This window comes from Actinoplanes oryzae (assembly GCF_030757795.1).
In the GTDB taxonomy this organism is placed as follows: Bacteria; Actinomycetota; Actinomycetes; order Mycobacteriales; family Micromonosporaceae; genus Actinoplanes.
In genome coordinates this window covers 90,824-108,404 of sequence record NZ_JAUQWH010000006.1, presented here as the reverse complement: position 1 = coordinate 108,404, position 17,581 = coordinate 90,824, and the positions used below count along the sequence as shown (strand labels likewise).

General features: G+C 73.8%; 15 protein-coding genes. 6 read left to right on the top strand and 9 right to left on the bottom strand.

Going from position 1 to position 17,581, the window contains the following annotated elements:
- Positions 1–45 precede the first annotated feature (45 nt).
- Positions 46–609: a hypothetical protein gene (locus tag RBH18_RS04215; protein ID WP_306204557.1), complete on the top strand. Its 564-nt coding sequence runs from the start codon at positions 46–48 to the stop codon at positions 607–609.
- Between the two features lie 24 nt (positions 610–633).
- Here the strand turns inward: RBH18_RS04215 and RBH18_RS04210 are convergent, their stop codons facing one another.
- A complete protein-coding gene (locus RBH18_RS04210; RefSeq protein WP_306204555.1) occupies positions 634–930 on the bottom strand; it encodes a hypothetical protein in 297 nt (98 codons plus the stop codon).
- An 85-nt stretch (positions 931–1,015) separates the two neighbouring features.
- Entirely contained in the window at positions 1,016–1,660 is a 645-nt protein-coding gene (locus RBH18_RS04205) for a TetR family transcriptional regulator (protein WP_306204554.1), read from the bottom strand.
- A gap of 73 nt (positions 1,661–1,733) precedes the next feature.
- Here RBH18_RS04205 and RBH18_RS04200 point away from each other — a divergent pair, with 73 nt between their 5' ends.
- Positions 1,734–2,570, top strand: a complete 837-nt coding sequence (locus tag RBH18_RS04200; RefSeq protein WP_306204553.1) for an SDR family NAD(P)-dependent oxidoreductase — start codon at positions 1,734–1,736, stop codon at positions 2,568–2,570.
- A 9-nt stretch (positions 2,571–2,579) separates the two neighbouring features.
- On the opposite strand, the gene RBH18_RS04195 is transcribed toward RBH18_RS04200, so the two are convergent.
- The gene (locus RBH18_RS04195; RefSeq protein ID WP_306204552.1) at positions 2,580–3,824 is read right to left on the bottom strand and encodes an FAD-binding protein; all 1,245 of its coding nucleotides are present in this window, start codon (positions 3,822–3,824) and stop codon (positions 2,580–2,582) included.
- Between the two features lie 97 nt (positions 3,825–3,921).
- Complete coding sequence (locus RBH18_RS04190; RefSeq protein ID WP_306204551.1) at positions 3,922–4,923, bottom strand: lamin tail domain-containing protein; 1,002 nt, start codon at positions 4,921–4,923, stop codon at positions 3,922–3,924.
- Between the two features lie 91 nt (positions 4,924–5,014).
- On the opposite strand from RBH18_RS04190, the gene RBH18_RS04185 reads away from it, so the two are divergent.
- On the top strand, positions 5,015–5,776 hold the full coding sequence (locus RBH18_RS04185; RefSeq protein ID WP_306204550.1) for an NAD(P)H-binding protein: 762 nt from the start codon (positions 5,015–5,017) through the stop codon (positions 5,774–5,776).
- A gap of 30 nt (positions 5,777–5,806) precedes the next feature.
- Here the strand turns inward: RBH18_RS04185 and RBH18_RS04180 are convergent, their stop codons facing one another.
- Positions 5,807–6,931: a LysR family transcriptional regulator gene (locus RBH18_RS04180; RefSeq protein WP_306204549.1), complete on the bottom strand. Its 1,125-nt coding sequence runs from the start codon at positions 6,929–6,931 to the stop codon at positions 5,807–5,809.
- 69 nt (positions 6,932–7,000) lie between these two features.
- Here RBH18_RS04180 and RBH18_RS04175 point away from each other — a divergent pair, with 69 nt between their 5' ends.
- From RBH18_RS04175 to RBH18_RS04165, 3 genes are read left to right on the top strand one after another with little or no spacing between them, the layout of a single operon-like run.
- A complete protein-coding gene (locus RBH18_RS04175) occupies positions 7,001–8,179 on the top strand; it encodes a thiolase family protein (protein WP_306204548.1) in 1,179 nt (392 codons plus the stop codon).
- Positions 8,176–8,829 (top strand): 3-oxoacid CoA-transferase subunit A, encoded by a 654-nt coding sequence (locus tag RBH18_RS04170; RefSeq protein WP_306204547.1) that lies wholly within the window; start codon positions 8,176–8,178, stop codon positions 8,827–8,829. Before RBH18_RS04175 ends, RBH18_RS04170 begins: the two co-directional genes overlap by 4 nt.
- Positions 8,826–9,464: a 3-oxoacid CoA-transferase subunit B gene (locus tag RBH18_RS04165; RefSeq protein WP_306204546.1), complete on the top strand. Its 639-nt coding sequence runs from the start codon at positions 8,826–8,828 to the stop codon at positions 9,462–9,464. Before RBH18_RS04170 ends, RBH18_RS04165 begins: the two co-directional genes overlap by 4 nt.
- Positions 9,465–9,794: 330 nt before the next feature.
- Here the strand turns inward: RBH18_RS04165 and RBH18_RS04160 are convergent, their stop codons facing one another.
- The 4 genes from RBH18_RS04160 to RBH18_RS04145 form a co-directional block, all read right to left on the bottom strand.
- On the bottom strand, positions 9,795–10,313 hold the full coding sequence (locus RBH18_RS04160) for a GNAT family N-acetyltransferase (RefSeq protein WP_306204545.1): 519 nt from the start codon (positions 10,311–10,313) through the stop codon (positions 9,795–9,797).
- Between the two features lie 203 nt (positions 10,314–10,516).
- On the bottom strand, positions 10,517–12,262 hold the full coding sequence (locus tag RBH18_RS04155) for an FAD-dependent oxidoreductase (protein WP_306204544.1): 1,746 nt from the start codon (positions 12,260–12,262) through the stop codon (positions 10,517–10,519).
- Positions 12,259–14,193: an iron-containing alcohol dehydrogenase gene (locus tag RBH18_RS04150; RefSeq protein WP_306204543.1), complete on the bottom strand. Its 1,935-nt coding sequence runs from the start codon at positions 14,191–14,193 to the stop codon at positions 12,259–12,261. The genes RBH18_RS04155 and RBH18_RS04150 overlap by 4 nt, the downstream gene beginning before the upstream one ends.
- A 64-nt stretch (positions 14,194–14,257) precedes the next feature.
- Positions 14,258–17,443: an amidohydrolase family protein gene (locus RBH18_RS04145; RefSeq protein WP_306204542.1), complete on the bottom strand. Its 3,186-nt coding sequence runs from the start codon at positions 17,441–17,443 to the stop codon at positions 14,258–14,260.
- Positions 17,444–17,581: the final 138 nt, after the last annotated feature.

Below are 17,581 nucleotides of genomic sequence, written 5' to 3'. Positions count from 1 at the left end.
TGCCCACGGTAGCGGCCCAGGAAGGCCGAGCCGTTCCGGGCCGCGGTGCCCGCCTCGATCCTGCGGATGCGGCATCTGGGCCACGCGACGTACGCGGACCGGATCCGCCGCGCCGACCGCAACCTGGCCCTGTGCCAGGCGCAGATCGACGACTTCGCCGGGCAGCTGGCCGCGCACCGGGCCGACCGGCACGAGGTCGCCCGGGCGCTGCTCGCCCTCGGCCGCGACTGCGCCGCGGCGGAGCGCCGGCAGCAGGCGACGGACACCTTCGAGCTGCTGCGCGAGCTCTTCCCCGGTACGCCGGAGTGGATCCACGCCACCGACGCGCTGGCCCGGCTGGTGCTGGCCAACGGGTACGACAAGATCTGCCTGGTCCTCGTGGAGCAGCTGCGCGAGGCGGGCGCGGACCCGGTCTACTGCGACTGGCTGGCCGCCCAGGCCCTGGCTCAGCTCGGCGACCCGCACCGGGCCGCCGAGCTGCTGCACAACGTCACCGAGATCGTGGACACCACCGGCCGGCGCTGGGATCCCCGCCGGCTCGACGAGGTCTCCGCCCTGATCGAACGGCTGCGCGTGCTCGCCCCGGCCGGGCGCCACCGCCGGGATTGACTTCGCGTCCTCGGCCGGGCGGGTTCAGCTCCGGGACGCCTCGCTGCGCAGGGCGCTCAGGTCGGCGTCCGTGCCGTCGGGGTCCACGCGGTCGACGGTCTCCACGATGAGCGGGGCGAGCTCCACGGGCCCGCTGCCGTCGGCCGGCCAGGGCAGCGTGGTCGTCTCGCTGAGCAGCTGCGGGACGCTGAGCTGGGTCATGCCGCCCGCGTCGGCCACCTCGAAGCGGGGGCGGTCGGGATCCGGATAGGACTCGATGAGCGCGCCGTCGCCCTGGGGACGCGGGACGAGCGGGCGGCCTCGGTACGTGAAGCGTGTCATGGACGCCTGTCTACCCCGGTCGCCCCGGCGATAAGCCCGCCGGGCCTCCCGTCACGCCGCCCGGGCCGGACCGCCGGGCTCCGCGTCACACGGCGCGAGCCAGGCCGTCCACGAGCGCGGCGACGAGGCGGGTCAGGCGGGGGGTGAAGTCCGAGGCCGCGTGGGCGATGCGGGCGTCCTCGGCGTACAGGCGGGTGAGGGTCTGTGGGGGGTGGGAGATCTGCCACAGGTTGCCGGCCAGCGCGGTCACGGCCGCGACCAGGTCCACCGCGTCGCGCTCGGACAGGCCCGTCGCGCCGGTGACCGCCGCCACGAAGACGTCGACGGCGGCGAGGGCGGCCAGCTTGTACTCCCGGACGGGACCCGCGGGGACCTCGCGCTCGAGGGTGAGCGGGACGTGGGCGAGCAGGTCGCAGAACAGCCCGCGGCCGGCCAGGGTCTGCGACAGCAGGGCGGGCAGGTCCGTCCGCTTCTCCAGCCCGCGCCGCACCTCCTCCGTCCAGGCCTGCCACTCCTCGGCCGCGAGGCGCAGGAAGATCTCCTCCCGCGACCCGAAATAGCGCCGCACCCCGGACACGTGCACGCCCGCCGTCGTCGCGATCTCGGTCAGCGTGACCGCCCGGACCCCCTTGTCCGCGGCGAGCTGCCGGGCGGCGGTCAGCAGGGCCGCGCTGCGCTCCTCCTTGGCCTCGGCGGAGCGGGCGCGCTGGAACGACGGGCTGTGAGGCATGACACCAGTTTAACGCAAGACGATTGCGTTGTTTACGCAATACGCTTGCGTTAACTCGGCACAGGAGGACATCATGTCTGCTCAGCACTGGTTCGTCACCGGCAGCTCGCGCGGCCTCGGCCGCTCGATCGTCGAGGAAGCCCTCGCCGCCGGCCACCGGGTCGCCGCCACCGCCCGCCGCACGGAGTCGCTGGCCGACCTGGCCGGGAAGTACGGTGACCGGCTGCTCCCGATCGTTCTCGACGTCACGGATCCCGTCCGCGCGCAGGAGGCCGTCGACGAGGCGATCGCCGCCTTCGGCCATCTCGACGTGGTCGTCAACAACGCCGGCTACGCCAACCTGGTCGCCATCCAGGACATCTCGCTCGCGGACTTCCGCGCGCAGATGGAGGCCGTCTTCTACGGCACCGTGCACGTCACCAAGGCCGCCCTGCCGCACTTCGTCGAGCGCGGCGCCGGCCACTTCATCCAGGTGACGTCGGTCGGCGGCCGCGGCACCGCCCCCGGCGTCGGCGCCTACCAGTCCGCGAAGTGGGGCGTCGAGGGCTTCTCCGGGGTGCTCGCCAAGGAGGCCGGCCCGCTCGGCGTCAAGGTCACCCTCGCGGAGCCCGGCGCCATGCGCACCGACTGGGCCGGCTCGTCCATGGAGATCCCCGCGATCTCCCCGCAGTACGACGCGACCGTGGGCGCCATGGGCCGCTACCTGCGCGAGCGTACGGGCCGGGAGCCGATCGACCCGGCCAAGGTCGCCCGCGTCCTGCTCGACGTGGCGCGGATGCCCGAGCCGCCGCTGCACCTGCTGCTGGGCAGCGACGCGGTGGGCCTCATCGACGCCGAGCTCAAGCAGCTCAAGGCCGAGGACGACCGCTGGGCCGGCCTGGGCCGCAGCGTGGACTACGACGCCGCCTGATCCCTGGGCTCAGTCCAGCAGGGCGTCGAGGTACGGGTTGCGGAAGATCCGGTTCGGGTCGTGCTCGACGGCCAGGGCGGCGAAGTCGGCGAAGCGGGCGTACTCGGCGCGGATCGTCTCCGGGGCGGTGGTGAAGACCTTGCCCCAGTGCGGGCGTGGGGCCAGCGGGGCGAGGGCCTCCTCCAGCCGGCCGACCACGGGCAGGACGGCCTCCGTGTCGGCGATCCACGTGAAGTGCAGGGCGAAGGTGTCCCGCTCGTAGTTGGGGCTCAGCCACAGGTCGTCGGCCCCGATCGTGCGCAGCTCGCAGATCTGCAGCACGGCGGAGACGTGATCGGCGATGCCCGCGACGGCGTCGATCGCCTCGAGGGCCCGGGCGCGCGGCACGTGGTACTCCGACTGCAGCTCCTCCCCGCTGCTCGGGGTGAACTCCATCCGGAAGTGCGGCAGCCGGGTGTGCCACGGGCCCGGGTCGCCGGTCTGGTCGGTGCTGTTCTGCGCGGGCATGCCGGGCACCGGGTGCCGCGGGCCGTCCGCGCGCCGGGCGCCGAACCAGTCGCCGGGCGGCATCTCGTCGAGCCGCTTCAGCCAGGCCATGTTGACGTCCCGGCCGATCCAGTTGGTGAACAGGCTGACGCTGTAGCCGTCGCCGAGCATCGCGTCGAGGCTGGTCTCCAGCGAGGCCCGGGGCACGTCGTCGTACACGTACTGGCGCACCTGGAAGGCCGGGACGACGTCGAGGGTGAGGGCGACGACCACACCGAGCGCACCCAGGCCGACGACCGCGCCGGGGAAGGCGGCGTCGCCGCGGGTGTACGTCACCAGCTTGCCGTCGCCCCGGACGATCTCCACGCCCGCGACCGCCGCGGCGAGGTTCTTGTGGCGCTCCCCGGAACCGTGCGTCGCGGTGGCGACGGCGCCCGCGACGGAGATGTGCGGCAGGGACGCGGTGTTGTGCAGCGCCAGCCCCTCCGCATCCAACCGGGCGGCGAGCTCGCCGTAGCGGATGCCGCCGTCGACGCGTACGGTGCGGCGGTCCGGGCTGATCGCGACGAGCCGCGGCAGGTCCGCGAGGGACACGAGATCGCCGGTGGTGTCGGCCATCCGGTTGAACGAGTGGCCGCTGCCCAGCACCTTGACGGGACCGCCGGCGGCCACCAGCTCCTGCACCTGCTCGACCGACCCGGGCCGGTGCAGCCGCCGCGCCCCGAAGACGACGTTGCCGGCCCAGTTCGTCACCCGATCGTCACTCATGTTTCCAGCACATCACGCCGGGGGCCCCGCCGTCACCGCCCCGGCGCCCGATGATCAAAAAATCACGCCGGGCCCCGGCGCGTTCTCGCTGGTCATGTCACGCCGGGTAGATGTCCCAGGCGCGGAGGTCGCCGTCGGGGTCGAAGAGGTAGGCGCCGTCGCCGTGCCCCTGCCCGTCCGGCAGCGGATTGTCGAAGATCGGCGTGCTGAGCCGCCAGAACTTGTCCGCGCCCGTGTCGGTGCCGGCGCCCAGGACGTGCAGCGTCACGCTGCGCCCGGCGGCGACCGTGGTACCCGTCCGGAAGGTGTAGCGCCGCAGCCCCGAGTCCCGGATCCACCACCGCGACAAGTTGATCCGCTCGGCGGAGTGGTTGGTGACGGTCACGGTCTCGGCGCGCCAGTCGACGGATGCGGTGATGCCGGCGGACTGGTACGGCCCGGGACGGCAGGCGTCGGTGTCGAACAGATTGGTCCGGGCGCGCGCGGCGCTCAGGGAGCCCTCGCGGTAGGCGGTGTTCCACGCCCACTCGCCCTCCTTGGGGAACGGCTGCCAGAGCACGAGCCCGCGGCGGACCAGGTCGAGGCCGGCGTCACGCCAGGAGCCGGCGATGTACACCTGGACCCCGCGCAGCGGGCGGTTGCGGCTCGCGCTGTCCGGGGACTGCGCGGTCAGGCGGACCACGCCGCCACTCGCGCGGACGAGCTGCTCCAGCCGGGCGGTCGCCGCGAGGGCGTGACAGTCGCCGCGGCGCTTGGCGGGCGTGGCGGAGTAGACGGACTGCTCCATGGCCTGGGCGTCGGCGAGGCGTACCGAGCGGGGGGTGGACGTGCCGTCCCCGGCGATGTCGATGTCGAGGGTGTCGCCGTCGTTGACGCGCACGACCTTGCCGGTCCAGACGAAGCACGACACCGTGCTGCCCGGGTAGCACGCCCCGGTCGCCGCGGCGGCGGCGCTTCCTGCGGCGGCGGCGCTTCCCGTAGCGGCGGCGTTCCCGGCGGCGCTTCGCGTTGCGGCGCCGCTTCCTGTGGCGGCGGCTGCGGGCGCGGCGGGCGCCAGCAGGGCGGCGGTCAGGACGGCGGTGGCGAGTCGGCGCGGCATGGGGTTCCGATCGGCGGGCGGGCGGGGGATCCGATCGCCGGACGGCGGCAATTCGGTTGACGGCCGGGTGCGGCGTCCCGACCCTGTGCGCATGCCTTCCTCCTCCGGCCCGGCCACCGGCCTCCTCGCTGTCACCGGTGCCACCGGGCAGCTCGGGGGGCTGGCGCTGGCCGCGCTGCGTGCGCACGTGCCCGCCGATCGCCTGGTCGCGATCGTCCGCGATCCCCGGCGGGCCACGGGCCTGGGCGTGGCCGTGCGGCACTGCGACTACGACGCTTTCCCGAGTACGGCGCTGACGGGCGTCTCCCGTCTCCTCCTCGTCTCGTCGCCGGAGCTGGACCCCGCCCGGCGCACCGAGCAGCACCGCGCTGTCGTGGCCGCGGCCGTGGCGGCGGGCGTCCGGGGGCTGGTCTACACGAGCTTCCTCGACATCCCGCCGCTCTCCGGGGCGCACCTGGCCACGGAGGATGCGATCGCCGCGAGCGGGATCCCGTACACCGTGCTGCGGAACCCGTTCTACAGCGAGGCGTTCGTGCCCGGTCCCAGCCTCGTCCACGCCACCGGCGGTCAGCCGCTCAACACCGCTGCCCGCGCGGACCTCGCCGAGGCCGCCGCGCTGGCGCTGCTCGGGATGCAGCACGGCCGGACCTGGACCCTCACCGGCCCTCGCTGGACCTGTCCCGAACTGGCCGCGGAGCTGGGCGTCGAGGCGCGGGAGGGCGAGGTGGCCGGGCCGATGGGCATGCTGCACGGGCTGGCGCGGGCCGGGCTGCTCGCCGCGCAGACCCCGGACCTGGCTGAGCTGCTGGGCCGCCCGCCGCTGACCATGGCCCAGGTCAGCCGGCCGCGATGACGCCTGCCGGGGCTCGGCCGGTGGCACCCGTCATGCGGCGGCGCGCACGTACTCCTCGATGACGTCCGCGACCCGGCGTACGCCCGGGGAGGTGTCGCCCTCGCGGGTGGCCATCACGAGCTCGACGGTGGGCGCGGCGCCGGCCAGGGGGACGTAGGCGACGCCGTCGATGCCCAGGGAGCGGACCGACGCGGGGACCAGGGCGACGCCGAGGCCGGCCGCCACGAAGGTGACGAGCGTCGACGTCTCGCGGACCTCGATGATCTCGCGAGGATCGAAGCCGGCCGCGTGGCAGGCGTCCAGCATGCTCTGGTGCATCGACGACTTGCGGCGCGACGGGTGGGCGATGAACGGCTCGTCCGCCAGGTCACCCAGATCCAGCGCCGCGACGCCGGCGTGCGGGCCCGGCGCCGGCGTCGCGTGGGCGGCATGCGAATCCCGCGCCGGCGTCGCGTCGGCGGCATGCGAATCCCGCGCCGGCGTCGCGTCGGCGGCATGCGAATCCGGCGCGGCGGTAGGGGGATCCGGCGGTGCAGCGACGGCCCGCGGGACTGGCGGCGCCCCGGCGGACTGCGGGCCCGGCGATGCTGCGACGGGCTGCGGGACGGGCGGTGCCACGGCGACGGCTCGGGGGTCGTCGGCGCGGAGGGCGGCCACGAGGGGTTCGGTGCGGAGGGGGACCAGGCGGAGGCCGGTGGGGTCCATCGGGGGGCGCATCAGGGCGACGTCGAGGGAGAAGTCGAGGACGCCGGCGACCAGTTCCGGGGTGAGCATCTCGCCGCGCAGGTCCAGACGGAGGTCGGGGAGGGTCGCGCGGAGGCGGCGGGCCACGCCGGGCAGGACGTCGTAGGTGGCCGTGCCGATGAAGCCGATGCCGACCGTGCCCAGGCGGCCCTGCGCCAGCCGGGCCTGCTCGTCGGCGGCCCGGTCGAGCAGGGCGAGCACCGCGCGGGCCCGGCCGAGCAGCAGCTCACCCGCCTCGGTCAGCTCGACCCGGCGGGTGGAGCGCAGGAACAGCGTGCTGCCCAGTTCCTTCTCCAGCTGGCGGATCTGCTGGGACAGGGCCGGCTGGGCCAGATGCAGCCGCGCGGCCGCCCGCCCGAAGTGCAGCTCCTGCGCCAGCACCGCGAACGACGTCAGCTGGCGTACATCCATAGGCTCAGCTTATCAATCCACGGTAACCAAGTATTGGATCCAATGAGTGCCCGGCCGTAGGTTGGGAGGATGACCGCGAGCTATGTGTACGGCGCCTCGCGCACGCCCTTCGGCCGGTTCGGCGGCGCGCTGGCCGGCGTCCGCCCCGACGACCTCGCCGCCGCCGCGATGACCGGGCTGCTCGGGCGCTTCCCCGGGCTGGATCCGACGGCGATCGCCGATGTGTACTGGGGGTGCGCCAACCAGGCCGGCGAGGACAACCGCAACGTCGGCCGGATGGCGGTCCTGCTCGCCGGGCTGCCCGTGACCACGCCCGCGACCACGATCAACCGGCTGTGCGGCTCCAGCCTCGACGCGACCATGCAGGCATCGCGGACCGTCGAGACCGGCGACGCGGAGATCGTCCTGGCCGGCGGCGTCGAGTCGATGACCCGGGCGCCGTGGGTGCTGCCCAAGCCGGAGAAGGCCTTTCCCGCCGGCAACGTCACCGCGGTGTCGACCACGCTGGGCTGGCGGCTGGTCAACGAGCGCATGCCCGCCGAGTGGACCGTGTCGCTGGGCGAGGCCAACGAGCAACTGCGGGAGAAGTACGCCATCTCGCGCGAGCGGCAGGACGAGTTCGCGCTCCGGTCGCACCAGCTGGCGCACCGGGCGTGGGAGGACGGCTTCTACGACGACCTGGTGGTGCCCGTCGCCGAGCTGACCCGCGACGAGGGGATCCGCCCCGGCACCACCCTGGAGAAGCTGGCCGCCCTGAAACCGTCGTTCCGGCCCGACGGGACGATCACGGCCGGGAACGCTTCGCCGCTCAATGACGGCGCTGCGGCCGTACTCGTCGGGTCGGAGCAGGCCGCCGGACGGCTCGGCAGCGAACCGCTCGCCCGGATCGCCGGCCGCGGAGTGGCCGCGCTGGAGCCGCAGCTGTTCGGCTTCGCGCCGGTCGCCGCGGCGGAGCAGGCCCTGAGCCGGGCCGGCATCACCTGGGGCGAGGTCGGCGCGGTGGAGCTCAACGAGGCGTTCGCCGTGCAGAGCCTCGCCTGCGTCGACGCCTGGGACATCGACCCGGCCATCGTGAACGCCCGCGGCGGCGCCATCGCCCTCGGTCACCCGCTCGGGGCGTCCGGTGCGCGCATCCTCGGCACGCTCACTGCGCGTCTGCGCGAGTCCGGCGACCGGTGGGGCGTCGCCGCGATCTGCATCGGCGTCGGGCAGGCGCTCGCCGTCGTCCTGGAGAACGTGGCCGCATGATCGTGTGCAACTCGCCGGACGAGGCGGTCGAGGGCACCGCGGACGGATCCGTCGTGCTGGTCAGTGGATTCGGGATGGCCGGCATGCCCGTCGACCTGGTCGACGCGCTCATCCGCCAGGGCGCCACCGACCTGACCGTGGTCAGCAACAACGCGGGCAACGGCGACACCGGCCTGGCGGCGCTGCTCGCGGCGGGCCGGGTGCGCAAGGTCGTCTGCTCGTTCCCGCGGCAGACGGACTCGTGGGTCTTCGACGGCCTGTTCCGCGCCGGCAAGATCGAGCTCGAGGTGGTCCCGCAGGGGACCCTCGCCGAGCGGCTGCGCGCGGGCGGCGCCGGCATCGGGGCGTTCTACAGCCCGACCGGCGTGGGCACGCTGCTCGCCGAGGGCAAGGAGACCCGCGAGATCGACGGCCGCCCGTACGTCCTCGAGTATCCGATCAAGGGCGACCTGGCGTTGATCGGCGCGCACCGCTCGGACCGGATGGGCAACCTGGTCTACCGCAAGACGGCCCGCAACTTCGGCCCCCTGATGGCAACCGCGGCGGCGACGGTGGCCGTGCAGGTCGGCGCCATCGTCGACACCGGCGCGCTGGATCCCGAGGCCGTCGTCACGCCGGGCATCTACGTGGATCGGGTGGTGGCCGTATGAGCCTGTCCAAGTCGTCGCTGGCCGCCGTCGTCGCGCGCGACATCCCGCCCGGCTCGTACGTGAACCTCGGCATCGGCCTCCCGACCCTCGTCGCCGAGCACCTGGATCCCGCGGCGGGCGTGGTGCTGCACACCGAGAACGGCATGCTCAACATGGGCCCTGCCGCCGCCCCCGGCGCCGAGGACCCCGACCTGACCAACGCCGGCAAGATCCCGGTCACCGAGCTGCCCGGCGCCGCCTACTTCCACCACGCCGACTCCTTCGCCATGATGCGCGGCGGCCATCTCGACGTCTGCGTCCTGGGCGCCTTCCAGGTGTCCGCCCGCGGCGACCTCGCCAACTGGCACACCGGCGCCCCGGACGCCATCCCCGCCGTCGGCGGCGCCATGGACCTGGCCATCGGCGCCAAGCGCGTCTTCGTCATGACGACGATGTTCGCCAAGGACGGCAGCCCGAAGGTGGTGGCCGAGTGCACGTACCCGCTGACGGCCCCGGCCTGCGTCGACCGCATCTACACGGACGTGGCCACGCTGCGGGTGACCGCCGCCGGCCTCGAGGTCCTCGAACTGCACGACATCGAGTACGCCGAGCTGGCCGACCGCCTGGCCCTCCCCCTGAAGGACGCCCGCCCCTGACCCACGAGCCCTCGCGCGCGACGCACATGACCTCCACGCGACGCCCGTCAGCGTTGGGCGCGCGACGCCCAGATACGTTTGCGCGCGACGCGCATGTGCGTCTGCGCGCTATGCGCAGGTGCGTTTGCGCGCGATGCGCAGGTGCGTCTGCGCGCGATGCGCAGGTGCGTTTGCGCGCGGCGCTCACTCGCCCGCGAGCCACGCAGCCCCATCCGACGCACCGCGCGACGCCGACTCGTCCGCTCGGACGGAACGCGCATGTGCGTTTGCGCGCAACGCGCGGATCAGGCGCGCCGCAGCGCTCAGATCCGGCGCACCGCAGCGCACGGGTCAGGCGCGGCGCTCGCGGATGACGTCGGTGCCGTTCGTGTCGTTGGGCACGCGCGCGACCTCGGCGAAGCCGGCCTTGATCGCGACCGCCGCCGAGGCGCCGTTCCCCGCGTCGTGGCGGATGGCGGCCCGCGCGATGCCGGGCTGCGCGAGCGCCACCGGCGTGATCGCCTCGACCGCCGCCGTCATGTAGCCCCGCCCGGCCTGCGAGGTGCGCACCCAGTAGCCGATCTCGAGCACGTCCGGCCCCATCCGGGTCATCAGGCCGATCGAGCCGACCAGCCCGCCGCCCCTCGCGTACATGGCGTAGTTGAACTCGGTCCCCTTGGCCCAGCTCTCGATCGACCGCTCGATGAAGTCGCGCGAGCTCGCGAGGTCGTAGCCGTCCGTGGCCCACGGCAGGAACGGCTTGAACTCCGGCAGCGACTCCCGCACCGCGGCGGTCGCCTCCTCGGCCATGGCCGGCTCCCACCGGCGCAGCTCCACCGGGCCGGCATCGATCACTTCTGGCAGCTCCATGGCGGACAGCCTCGCCGCCCGGCGCCCGCGCGGCAACCGGATTCGTGAGATGAGCGAATGAGCACCACACGCAGCGGGAGCAACACGCACAACACGAGCAACACGCGCATGAGCGTTTGCGCGAATCGCTCACCGCATGAGCGGCGCACGTCGACGACGAGGATCTCCACCGGCACCGCACCAGACGACGCGCGCGACCGGGATCAGCGATCGAGCACCGCGCGCAGAACGCGCATGAGCGTTTCGTCCGGATCGCTCACCGCGTGAGCCGAGCGCCAGGCGACGTGGGCGTCGGGGCGGACCAGGACACAACCGTCCTCGCCGACCTCGCGGAGCCGGGCCCAGTCGTCGTACAGGTCGGTGAGGTCGCCGCCCGGGCCGATGACGACCGGCTCGATCTCCACCCCGAGCCGGGCGGAGACGACGGCCGCGGCGCGCGCCCAGGGGCGGCCGGTCAGCCCGGTGAGCAGCGCGAAGCGGCCCTTGCCCGCCACGTCGAGCGTCGAGACCTTGTGCCCGTCGCGGCCCAGCCAGCAATGCGGCAGACGCGCACCCGGCCACGTCGTCGGGTGATAGAAGAGCTCCGGATCGCGCGTGAATTCCGGCTCCGGCGTGCCGTCGGAAACGACCGCGCCGGAGGCGTACCGCTGCCCCAGCTCGACGCCGTGGGCGTTGAATTCGTAGTCCTTCAGCTCCAGCGCCTTGCGCAATTGTTCCCGCCGCGCCGCGCCCTCGGGCGTCTCCTCGCCGCGTGCCGCGATGGCGCGCTGCATCGCGGCCACATCCTGATCCCCCTGTACGCCCAGAGCGTCCAGAATCGCACCGAACTCCTCGATGCTCTTGTTCGCCCGCAGCACGATCTGGCGGCCGACCGGTGCCCGCTCCGCGTCGAAGCTGTCCAGCAGTCCCGCCCCCGCCCGCCCCGACAGCACGAAGGCCAGTTTCCACGCGAGGTTGTACGCATCCTGGACGCTCGTGTTCGAGCCGAGCCCGTTCGACGGCGGGTGCCGGTGCACCGCGTCCCCGATGGCGAAGACCCGGCCCGCCCGATACCGCTCCGCGTACATCTTGTTGTTGCCCCACAACGAGAAGCTGCGAATGGTCACGGGCACGGTGTCGTCGCCGATGAGGCTGCGCACGATGCCGACGGCCCGCTCGTCGTCGAGCTGCGGTGGCGGCTGGGAGATGTCGTAGCCCCAGGTCACGAGCCATTCGTTCCAGGGCCGAACCATGCGGATCAGGCCCAGCCCGATGCCGCCGATCGTGGCGCCCGGCTGCAGCACCCAGTAGAGGACGCTCGGGCGGTGGGCGACGAAGGGGCTCAAATCGGCGTGGAAGACGATGTTCATGCTGCCGGCGAGATCCATCTGCCCGGCCATCGGCAATCCGATGTCCGCCGCGACTTTGCTGCGCCCGCCGTCGGCCGCGATGACGTAGCGGGCGCGAATGGCGTACTCGTGTCCGGAAAGCCGATCCCGCACCTGGACCGTCACGCCCTCCTCGTCCTGCACCAGGCCGACGTATTCGGTGTCGAACCGGAGGTGGCTCCCGCGCGCCGCCGCGTTGCCGATGAGGATCGGCTCGAAGAGCGTCTGCGGCAGATCGCAGTTCGGCGACGGGCTCGCGGCCCGGTAATCGGCCTCGCGCGACGGATGCGTGAACCACGTCCGCACCCGGCCGATCTCGTCACCGGCCAGGCTGGAGCAGAAAACCGTGTCGCCCATCAGCTCGTGCGGCGTCCCCTCGGCGAGCACGTCCCTTTCGAGGCCCATGTCCCGCATGATTTCGACGGTTCGCTGATTGGTGATGTGCGCCCGCGGCGTGTTCGCGGTCCAGCGGTATTTGGTGACGACGAGATGCCGTACTCCGTAGGTGGCGAGAAAGAGCGCGGCGGAAGCGCCCGCCGGGCCGCTGCCGATCACCAGGACGTCGGTCTCCAGCGCGGTCATCTCCGCTCCTCGGTCGCACGGGCCAGCACCAGGTCGAAATGCGCGCGGGTCCACGGTCCGGTCACCTCGCGGCCGGCGGGTGCGAGGGCGCCGGGCGGCTGCTCGTCGAAGGCGACGATCAGCGACTCCTTGACCCCGAAGACGGCGTCGGAGTCCTGGTGGGCGTCGCCGCAGACGAAGATGTGCGTGACCAGCCGGTGGTATCCCGGCGCGGTCACCATGAAGTGCAGGTGCGCCGCCCGCATCGGCCCGCGCCCGGTCGCGGCGAGCAGCTCCCCCACCGGGCCGTCGTGCGGGATCGGGTACGGCGTGGGAGTCACGCACCAGAACCCGTACTCGCCGCTGTCGCCGGTGAGCTGGAAGCCCCGGCCGGCGGTGCGCTCGTCCGGGTACTGCACGTCGTACCGGCCCTCGTCGTCGGCCTCCCACACGTCCACCCGCGCCCCGGGCACCGGCTCGCCGTCGGCGCCGCGCACCCTGCCGTCGACCCAGCACGGCCGGCCGGTCGCGACGCCCGCGATGTCCCCGCCGTACGGGATCTCCGGCGCCCCGCCCACGAAGAACGGCCCGAACACGGTCGCCTCGGTGGCCCGCGGATCGGGCGGCTGGTTGACCGCGACGGTCAGCATGGACACGCCGAGCACGTCGGACAGCAGGATGAACTCCTGGCGCCGGTCGTCGCACCGCTGCCCGGTGCGGGTCAGGAAGTCGATGCCCGCCTGCCACTCCGGTTCGGTGAGGCGCGTGTCGCGGACGAAGGCATGCGCGTGTCGTACCAAAGCGCGCATCAACTCGCGCAACCGCGCATCGCCGGTGCCGTCGAAGCTGCGCAACACCTGATCGGTCACGTGCTCCTCGCGGGCCGCCGCCGTGCCACGGGAAGGCGCGGCGGGAGGAGCAGGGTCGGTGCCGGCCCAGGCGGCGCTGAGCAGGCGCTCGGCGTCGAGCGGGCCGAACGGGCGCGGGTTGCCGGGCGGCGCGGCGTCCGTGAGCAGCAGCGCGGCGGCGGGCAGGTCCGCCTCGGACAGGCCCAGGGCGCGCAGCGAGCGTGGCGCGCCGATGCGCTCGTACAGCTCGCTCAGCGACGCCGGGCCCAGGGCCTCGGTCAGCCGGGCGGCCAGCTCCGGGACGGCCGGCGCGTTGAAGGCGAGCACGTGCGGCAGGACGACCGCGTGCAGCTCCGCGTGCGGCAGATCGTAGGCGCCGCCGAGAATGTGGCAGATGCGGTGGTGCAGCCCGGAGCCCGCGCCGGCGAGGGCGAGCCCGGCCAGATAGGCGCCGTACAGGCAGGACTCCCGCCCGGCCTCGGCGTGCAGCTGGGGCAGTCCGTTCGCGAGGGCGCGCACGCCTTCGAGGGCGAGCGCCGTGGTGACGGGCTCGGCGCCCGGGGCCCACAGGGCGTCGACGCAGTGGGCGAGGGCGTTCAGGGCGCTGGCCACGGACAGGGGCCCGGGCAGCGAGGCGGTCAGGTCGGGGTCGTACAGGACGGTGCGTGGGCGCACTCGTGCATCCCGTCCTGTCGTTTTGTGTCCGTCCTCGGTCAGTCCCCACACCGGCGTGACCTCGCTGCCGGCGTAGGTGGTCGGCACGGCCAGGATCGGCAGGCCGGTGGTGAGCGCGATCGCCTTCGCCGTGCCGGTCGCGGCGCCGCCCCCGATGCTGAGCAGCAGGTCCGCGCCGACCTCGGCGGCCCGGGCGCGGGCCTTGCCGGCGACGTCGGCGGGCACGTGCTGCCGCACCTCGTTTACCTGCCCGGCCAGCGGCAGGCCGAGCTCGGACACCAGCGCGCGGCCCGTGGATCCCGCGACGAGCAGCACCCGCCGCGCCCCGAGCCGCCGGATCTCCGCGGCGAGCCGGGTGCGGGCGACCCCGGCTCCGAACGCGACCTCCTGGCCGTCCGTGTGCCGGTCGAATCTCAGGGGTACGGCCATGCGCCCTCCCTCGCGTCGCCGGGCTGTGTCCACTCTGGCGAATGCGAGAGATCCACTCAACAGCTCAGGCCCCCTCACAGCAGGCGTGCCTCGCCTCCGCCAGGTACGCCGGGTCGTGCCACCAGTACTGGGCGGTGTCCGGATGCGCGCCCGGATGCGCGCCCAAATGCCCCGCCACCGGCACCGGCGGGCCGGACAGCGCGGCCGGGTGCGCCGCCACCGGCACGGGCGGGCCGGACAGCGCGCCCGGGCGCGCCGCCACCGGCACCGGCGGGTTGGGCAGCGCGGCGAACGGCCGCACCATGTCCGCCACCTCGTGCACCACGCCGTTGGCCACGACCCGCCGGACATCGGCGGCATGCCGGATGTCGGTCAGTGGATCCCCGCCGAGCACGGCCAGATCCGCGTACGCCCCCGGCCGGATCACCCCGAGCGGAGCGGCCAGGGCCTCCCCCGGGAAGCGGGTCGCGGTGGAGAGGGCCTCAAAGGGCGTCATCCCGTACGCCACCATCGCGCGCAGGTTGTAGTGCAGGCTCACCGCGTTCGGGGCGATCGGCGAGTCCGTGCCGCTGATGACGCGCCCGCCGCCGCGCAGCACACGCGCCACGTGGGCGACCTGCCGGCCGAGGTTGGCGCGCGCGACCGTCTGATCCGTCGTGCGCGCCTGCGTGACCAGGGCTTGCAGGGTCGCGTACTCCCAGGCGGGGTAGAGGATCCGGACCCGCTCGTCGGTGACCAGGCTGTCGTCCTCGCGCAGCAGCGTCATGGCGTTGAACAGGGTCGGGGTCAGCGTCGCGCCCGTCGCGGTGAACACGGTGGACACGTCGCTGTGCACGTTTCCGAGCGCGGTGACCGTACGCGAATAGCCGAACCTGCTCGTGGCGCCCACGTGTTCCATGCCGTCGCCGCCGAACGCGAAGGCCGGGTAGTGGTAGTGCGACGTGCTCGGGATGCCGTGCGCGTGCGCCCAGGCGACGACCCGGCGCTGCCGCTCGGGGCTCAGCCGCACGTACGCCTTCATCAGGTCGTATCCGAGCGCCTCCGCGCGGGACAGCTCCAGGGCAAGCTGCGCTTCGTCGAAGGTGGGCCGCATGAAGTTGTAGAAGATCCGGCTGCCGTCGACGGCCTCGCCGGTCGCGAAGTAGCGCGGGGCGATCCGCGCGCCGGACTGGACGGACTCGCGCTCCTCGACCATGTGGTAGGCGGGGCTGCCCGGCGACCGCGTGGTCGTGACGCCCAGCGACAGCCACAGCGCCCCCTGCCGGGCACCGTAGGCGTAGCCCTGCATCTCGCGGTGGTGGTGCATGTCCACGAGCCCGGGTACGACCACCGAGCCGCGCGCGTCGACCACGTGACCGTCCCGGCCGGGCGTGGACGGCTCGACGGCGGTGATGCGGTGCCCTTCGATCACCACGTCCATGTTCGTTTGCACGTTTGGCGCCAGGCCGTCCCAGAGCCGGCCGGCCCGGATCACCGTACGGCCGCGGGGTGCCGTGTTCGCCCAGGTGAGCGCCACCCGTACGGTCCGGGGTGTCCCGCCCGCCGCCGGCACCCGCCGCAGCGTGCCGTTGTGCAGGTAGAGCAGCGTGGCCGAGTCGCCGCTCCACGACGGCGCGTCGGTCACCTCGTGCGTGACCTGCCGGGGCGGACCCGCGAACGTGCCGTCGGGATCCACCTCGGCGACCCAGAGGACACTCGCGACGACGAAGGCCATCCGCGTCCCGTCGGGCGACCACACGGGACCGTCGTCGCCGCGGGTCTGGATCGAGCGCCCGGGCAGCGGGTCGGCGTACCGGCCGGTGCCGCCGGCCACGTCGACCAGCAGGATCTTGCTCAGGCCCTCGCGGAAACGCGCGGAGAACGGCACGATGGCCGCGAGGGCGATCGTGCGCCCGTCCGCCGACCAGGTGGGCCGCCCCGGCTCGAACGTGGCGGGATACACGGCGCGGATCTCCCCGGTCGCCACCTCGGCCGTGTGCAGCGCGCCGGTCTGGTCGAGGAACGCCAGCCGCGCGCCGTCGGGCGACCAGCTCCCGCTCACTGCCGCGCCGCCGGCCAGGTGGGTCAGTTGCCGGTCCTCTCCCGTACGCAGATCCCGCAGCCAGATGTCCAGCGTGCCGCCCCGATCCGTCGAGTAGGACAGGTAGCGGCCGTCCGGTGACCACGCCGGGTCGCACTTCCACCAGCTGTCCCGGGTCAGCGGGCGCGGCGCCTGCCCGATCCGCATCGTCCAGATGTCGTTGAGCGCCCGGAAGGCGACGCTGGTCCCGTCCGGCGAGAGCACTGGGCTGCCGATCCCGGCGACCGGGCGCGGCGTGGTGGAGTCGAAGTCCCGGGTGCGCCGGCGATAGCGGGGACGCACGACCGTGAGCGGTGCGCTGAAACCGATCGTGTTCGTTTGCGCGCTTCCGAGCGTCCGGCGGCGGATCTGCCCGTCGGCCGTGTAGACGACCTCGCGCGGGCCGCGCCACGACACCCGGAAGGGAAAGACCTCCTCGCCGGTCACCTCGGGGGACGAGCCGCGCCACAGCTCGGCGCGGCCGTCGTAGGTGCGCGAATAGACCAGCTCCGTCCCGTCGGGCGTCCAGGCCGGCGCGTGCAGAACATGCCCGGCCGGCGCGGTGACGGCGGTCCGGCGCGCACCGGTCGCCACGTCCACCACGTCGAGGCGCGTGGTCGCCACGACGAACGCGATGCTGGTGCCGTCGGGTGACCAGGCCGGCTCGTACTCCTCGGCGGCGCTGTCCGCGACGGTGCTCACTTCGCCGCTCGCCAGGTGCAGGACGTGCACGCCGTAGCTGCCGGACAGGTCGGCCGAGAAGACGACCCGCGTGCCGTCGGGCGAGAACCGCGGCTCCCGGTGGTCACGGGGGCCCGAGGTCAGCCGGCGCCGGTGGGAACCGTCGGCGCGCACGGTCCACAGGTCGAAGGTGCCGTGGCGGTACGACTGGAAGACGATCGTCCGGCTGTCCGGCGCCCAGGCGGGCTGGGCGATGTCGTCCAGGTCGCCGGTGAGCCGGCGGGCCGGGCCGCCCGCCGCCGGCAGCACCCAGAGGATCCCGGCGAGGTCGATCGCGATCCACCGGCCGTCGGGCGAGATCTGGGCGGCCAGGTTGGTGCCGGCGCTGAGCCGGACCTGTCGCCCGGGTGGCGCGGCGCCGGGCGAGCCGGTGGCCGGGCCGGTCAGGGCCGTCGCGCCGACCGCGCCCGCCGTGCCCGTCAGCAATCCGCGCCTGGTGATGCCGCTCATCCCCGCTCCCTCCGGCGACCCGTCGCCCGCGCCCCGGTCGGGTCCGCGGCCGGCGACCCGTCGGCCGCGCCCGGGAAGGACTGCGGCCGGCGACCGTCGCTCAGAGAACGGTAACCATCAATATCCGGAGGGTCACGC

What these genes read in the sequence shown, in the direction of transcription:
- RBH18_RS04210 (WP_306204555.1), bottom strand. Translation starts at nt 930, where the DNA reads ATGACACGCTTCACGTACCGAGGCCGCCCGCTCGTCCCGCGTCCCCAG.
- RBH18_RS04205 (WP_306204554.1), bottom strand. Translation starts at nt 1,660, where the DNA reads ATGCCTCACAGCCCGTCGTTCCAGCGCGCCCGCTCCGCCGAGGCCAAG.
- RBH18_RS04200 (WP_306204553.1), top strand. Translation starts at nt 1,734, where the DNA reads ATGTCTGCTCAGCACTGGTTCGTCACCGGCAGCTCGCGCGGCCTCGGC.
- RBH18_RS04195 (WP_306204552.1), bottom strand. Translation starts at nt 3,824, where the DNA reads ATGAGTGACGATCGGGTGACGAACTGGGCCGGCAACGTCGTCTTCGGG.
- RBH18_RS04190 (WP_306204551.1), bottom strand. Translation starts at nt 4,923, where the DNA reads ATGCCGCGCCGACTCGCCACCGCCGTCCTGACCGCCGCCCTGCTGGCG.
- RBH18_RS04185 (WP_306204550.1), top strand. Translation starts at nt 5,015, where the DNA reads ATGCCTTCCTCCTCCGGCCCGGCCACCGGCCTCCTCGCTGTCACCGGT.
- RBH18_RS04180 (WP_306204549.1), bottom strand. Translation starts at nt 6,931, where the DNA reads ATGGATGTACGCCAGCTGACGTCGTTCGCGGTGCTGGCGCAGGAGCTG.
- RBH18_RS04175 (WP_306204548.1), top strand. Translation starts at nt 7,001, where the DNA reads ATGACCGCGAGCTATGTGTACGGCGCCTCGCGCACGCCCTTCGGCCGG.
- RBH18_RS04170 (WP_306204547.1), top strand. Translation starts at nt 8,176, where the DNA reads ATGATCGTGTGCAACTCGCCGGACGAGGCGGTCGAGGGCACCGCGGAC.
- RBH18_RS04165 (WP_306204546.1), top strand. Translation starts at nt 8,826, where the DNA reads ATGAGCCTGTCCAAGTCGTCGCTGGCCGCCGTCGTCGCGCGCGACATC.
- RBH18_RS04160 (WP_306204545.1), bottom strand. Translation starts at nt 10,313, where the DNA reads ATGGAGCTGCCAGAAGTGATCGATGCCGGCCCGGTGGAGCTGCGCCGG.
- RBH18_RS04155 (WP_306204544.1), bottom strand. Translation starts at nt 12,262, where the DNA reads ATGACCGCGCTGGAGACCGACGTCCTGGTGATCGGCAGCGGCCCGGCG.
- RBH18_RS04150 (WP_306204543.1), bottom strand. Translation starts at nt 14,193, where the DNA reads ATGGCCGTACCCCTGAGATTCGACCGGCACACGGACGGCCAGGAGGTC.
- RBH18_RS04145 (WP_306204542.1), bottom strand. Translation starts at nt 17,443, where the DNA reads ATGAGCGGCATCACCAGGCGCGGATTGCTGACGGGCACGGCGGGCGCG.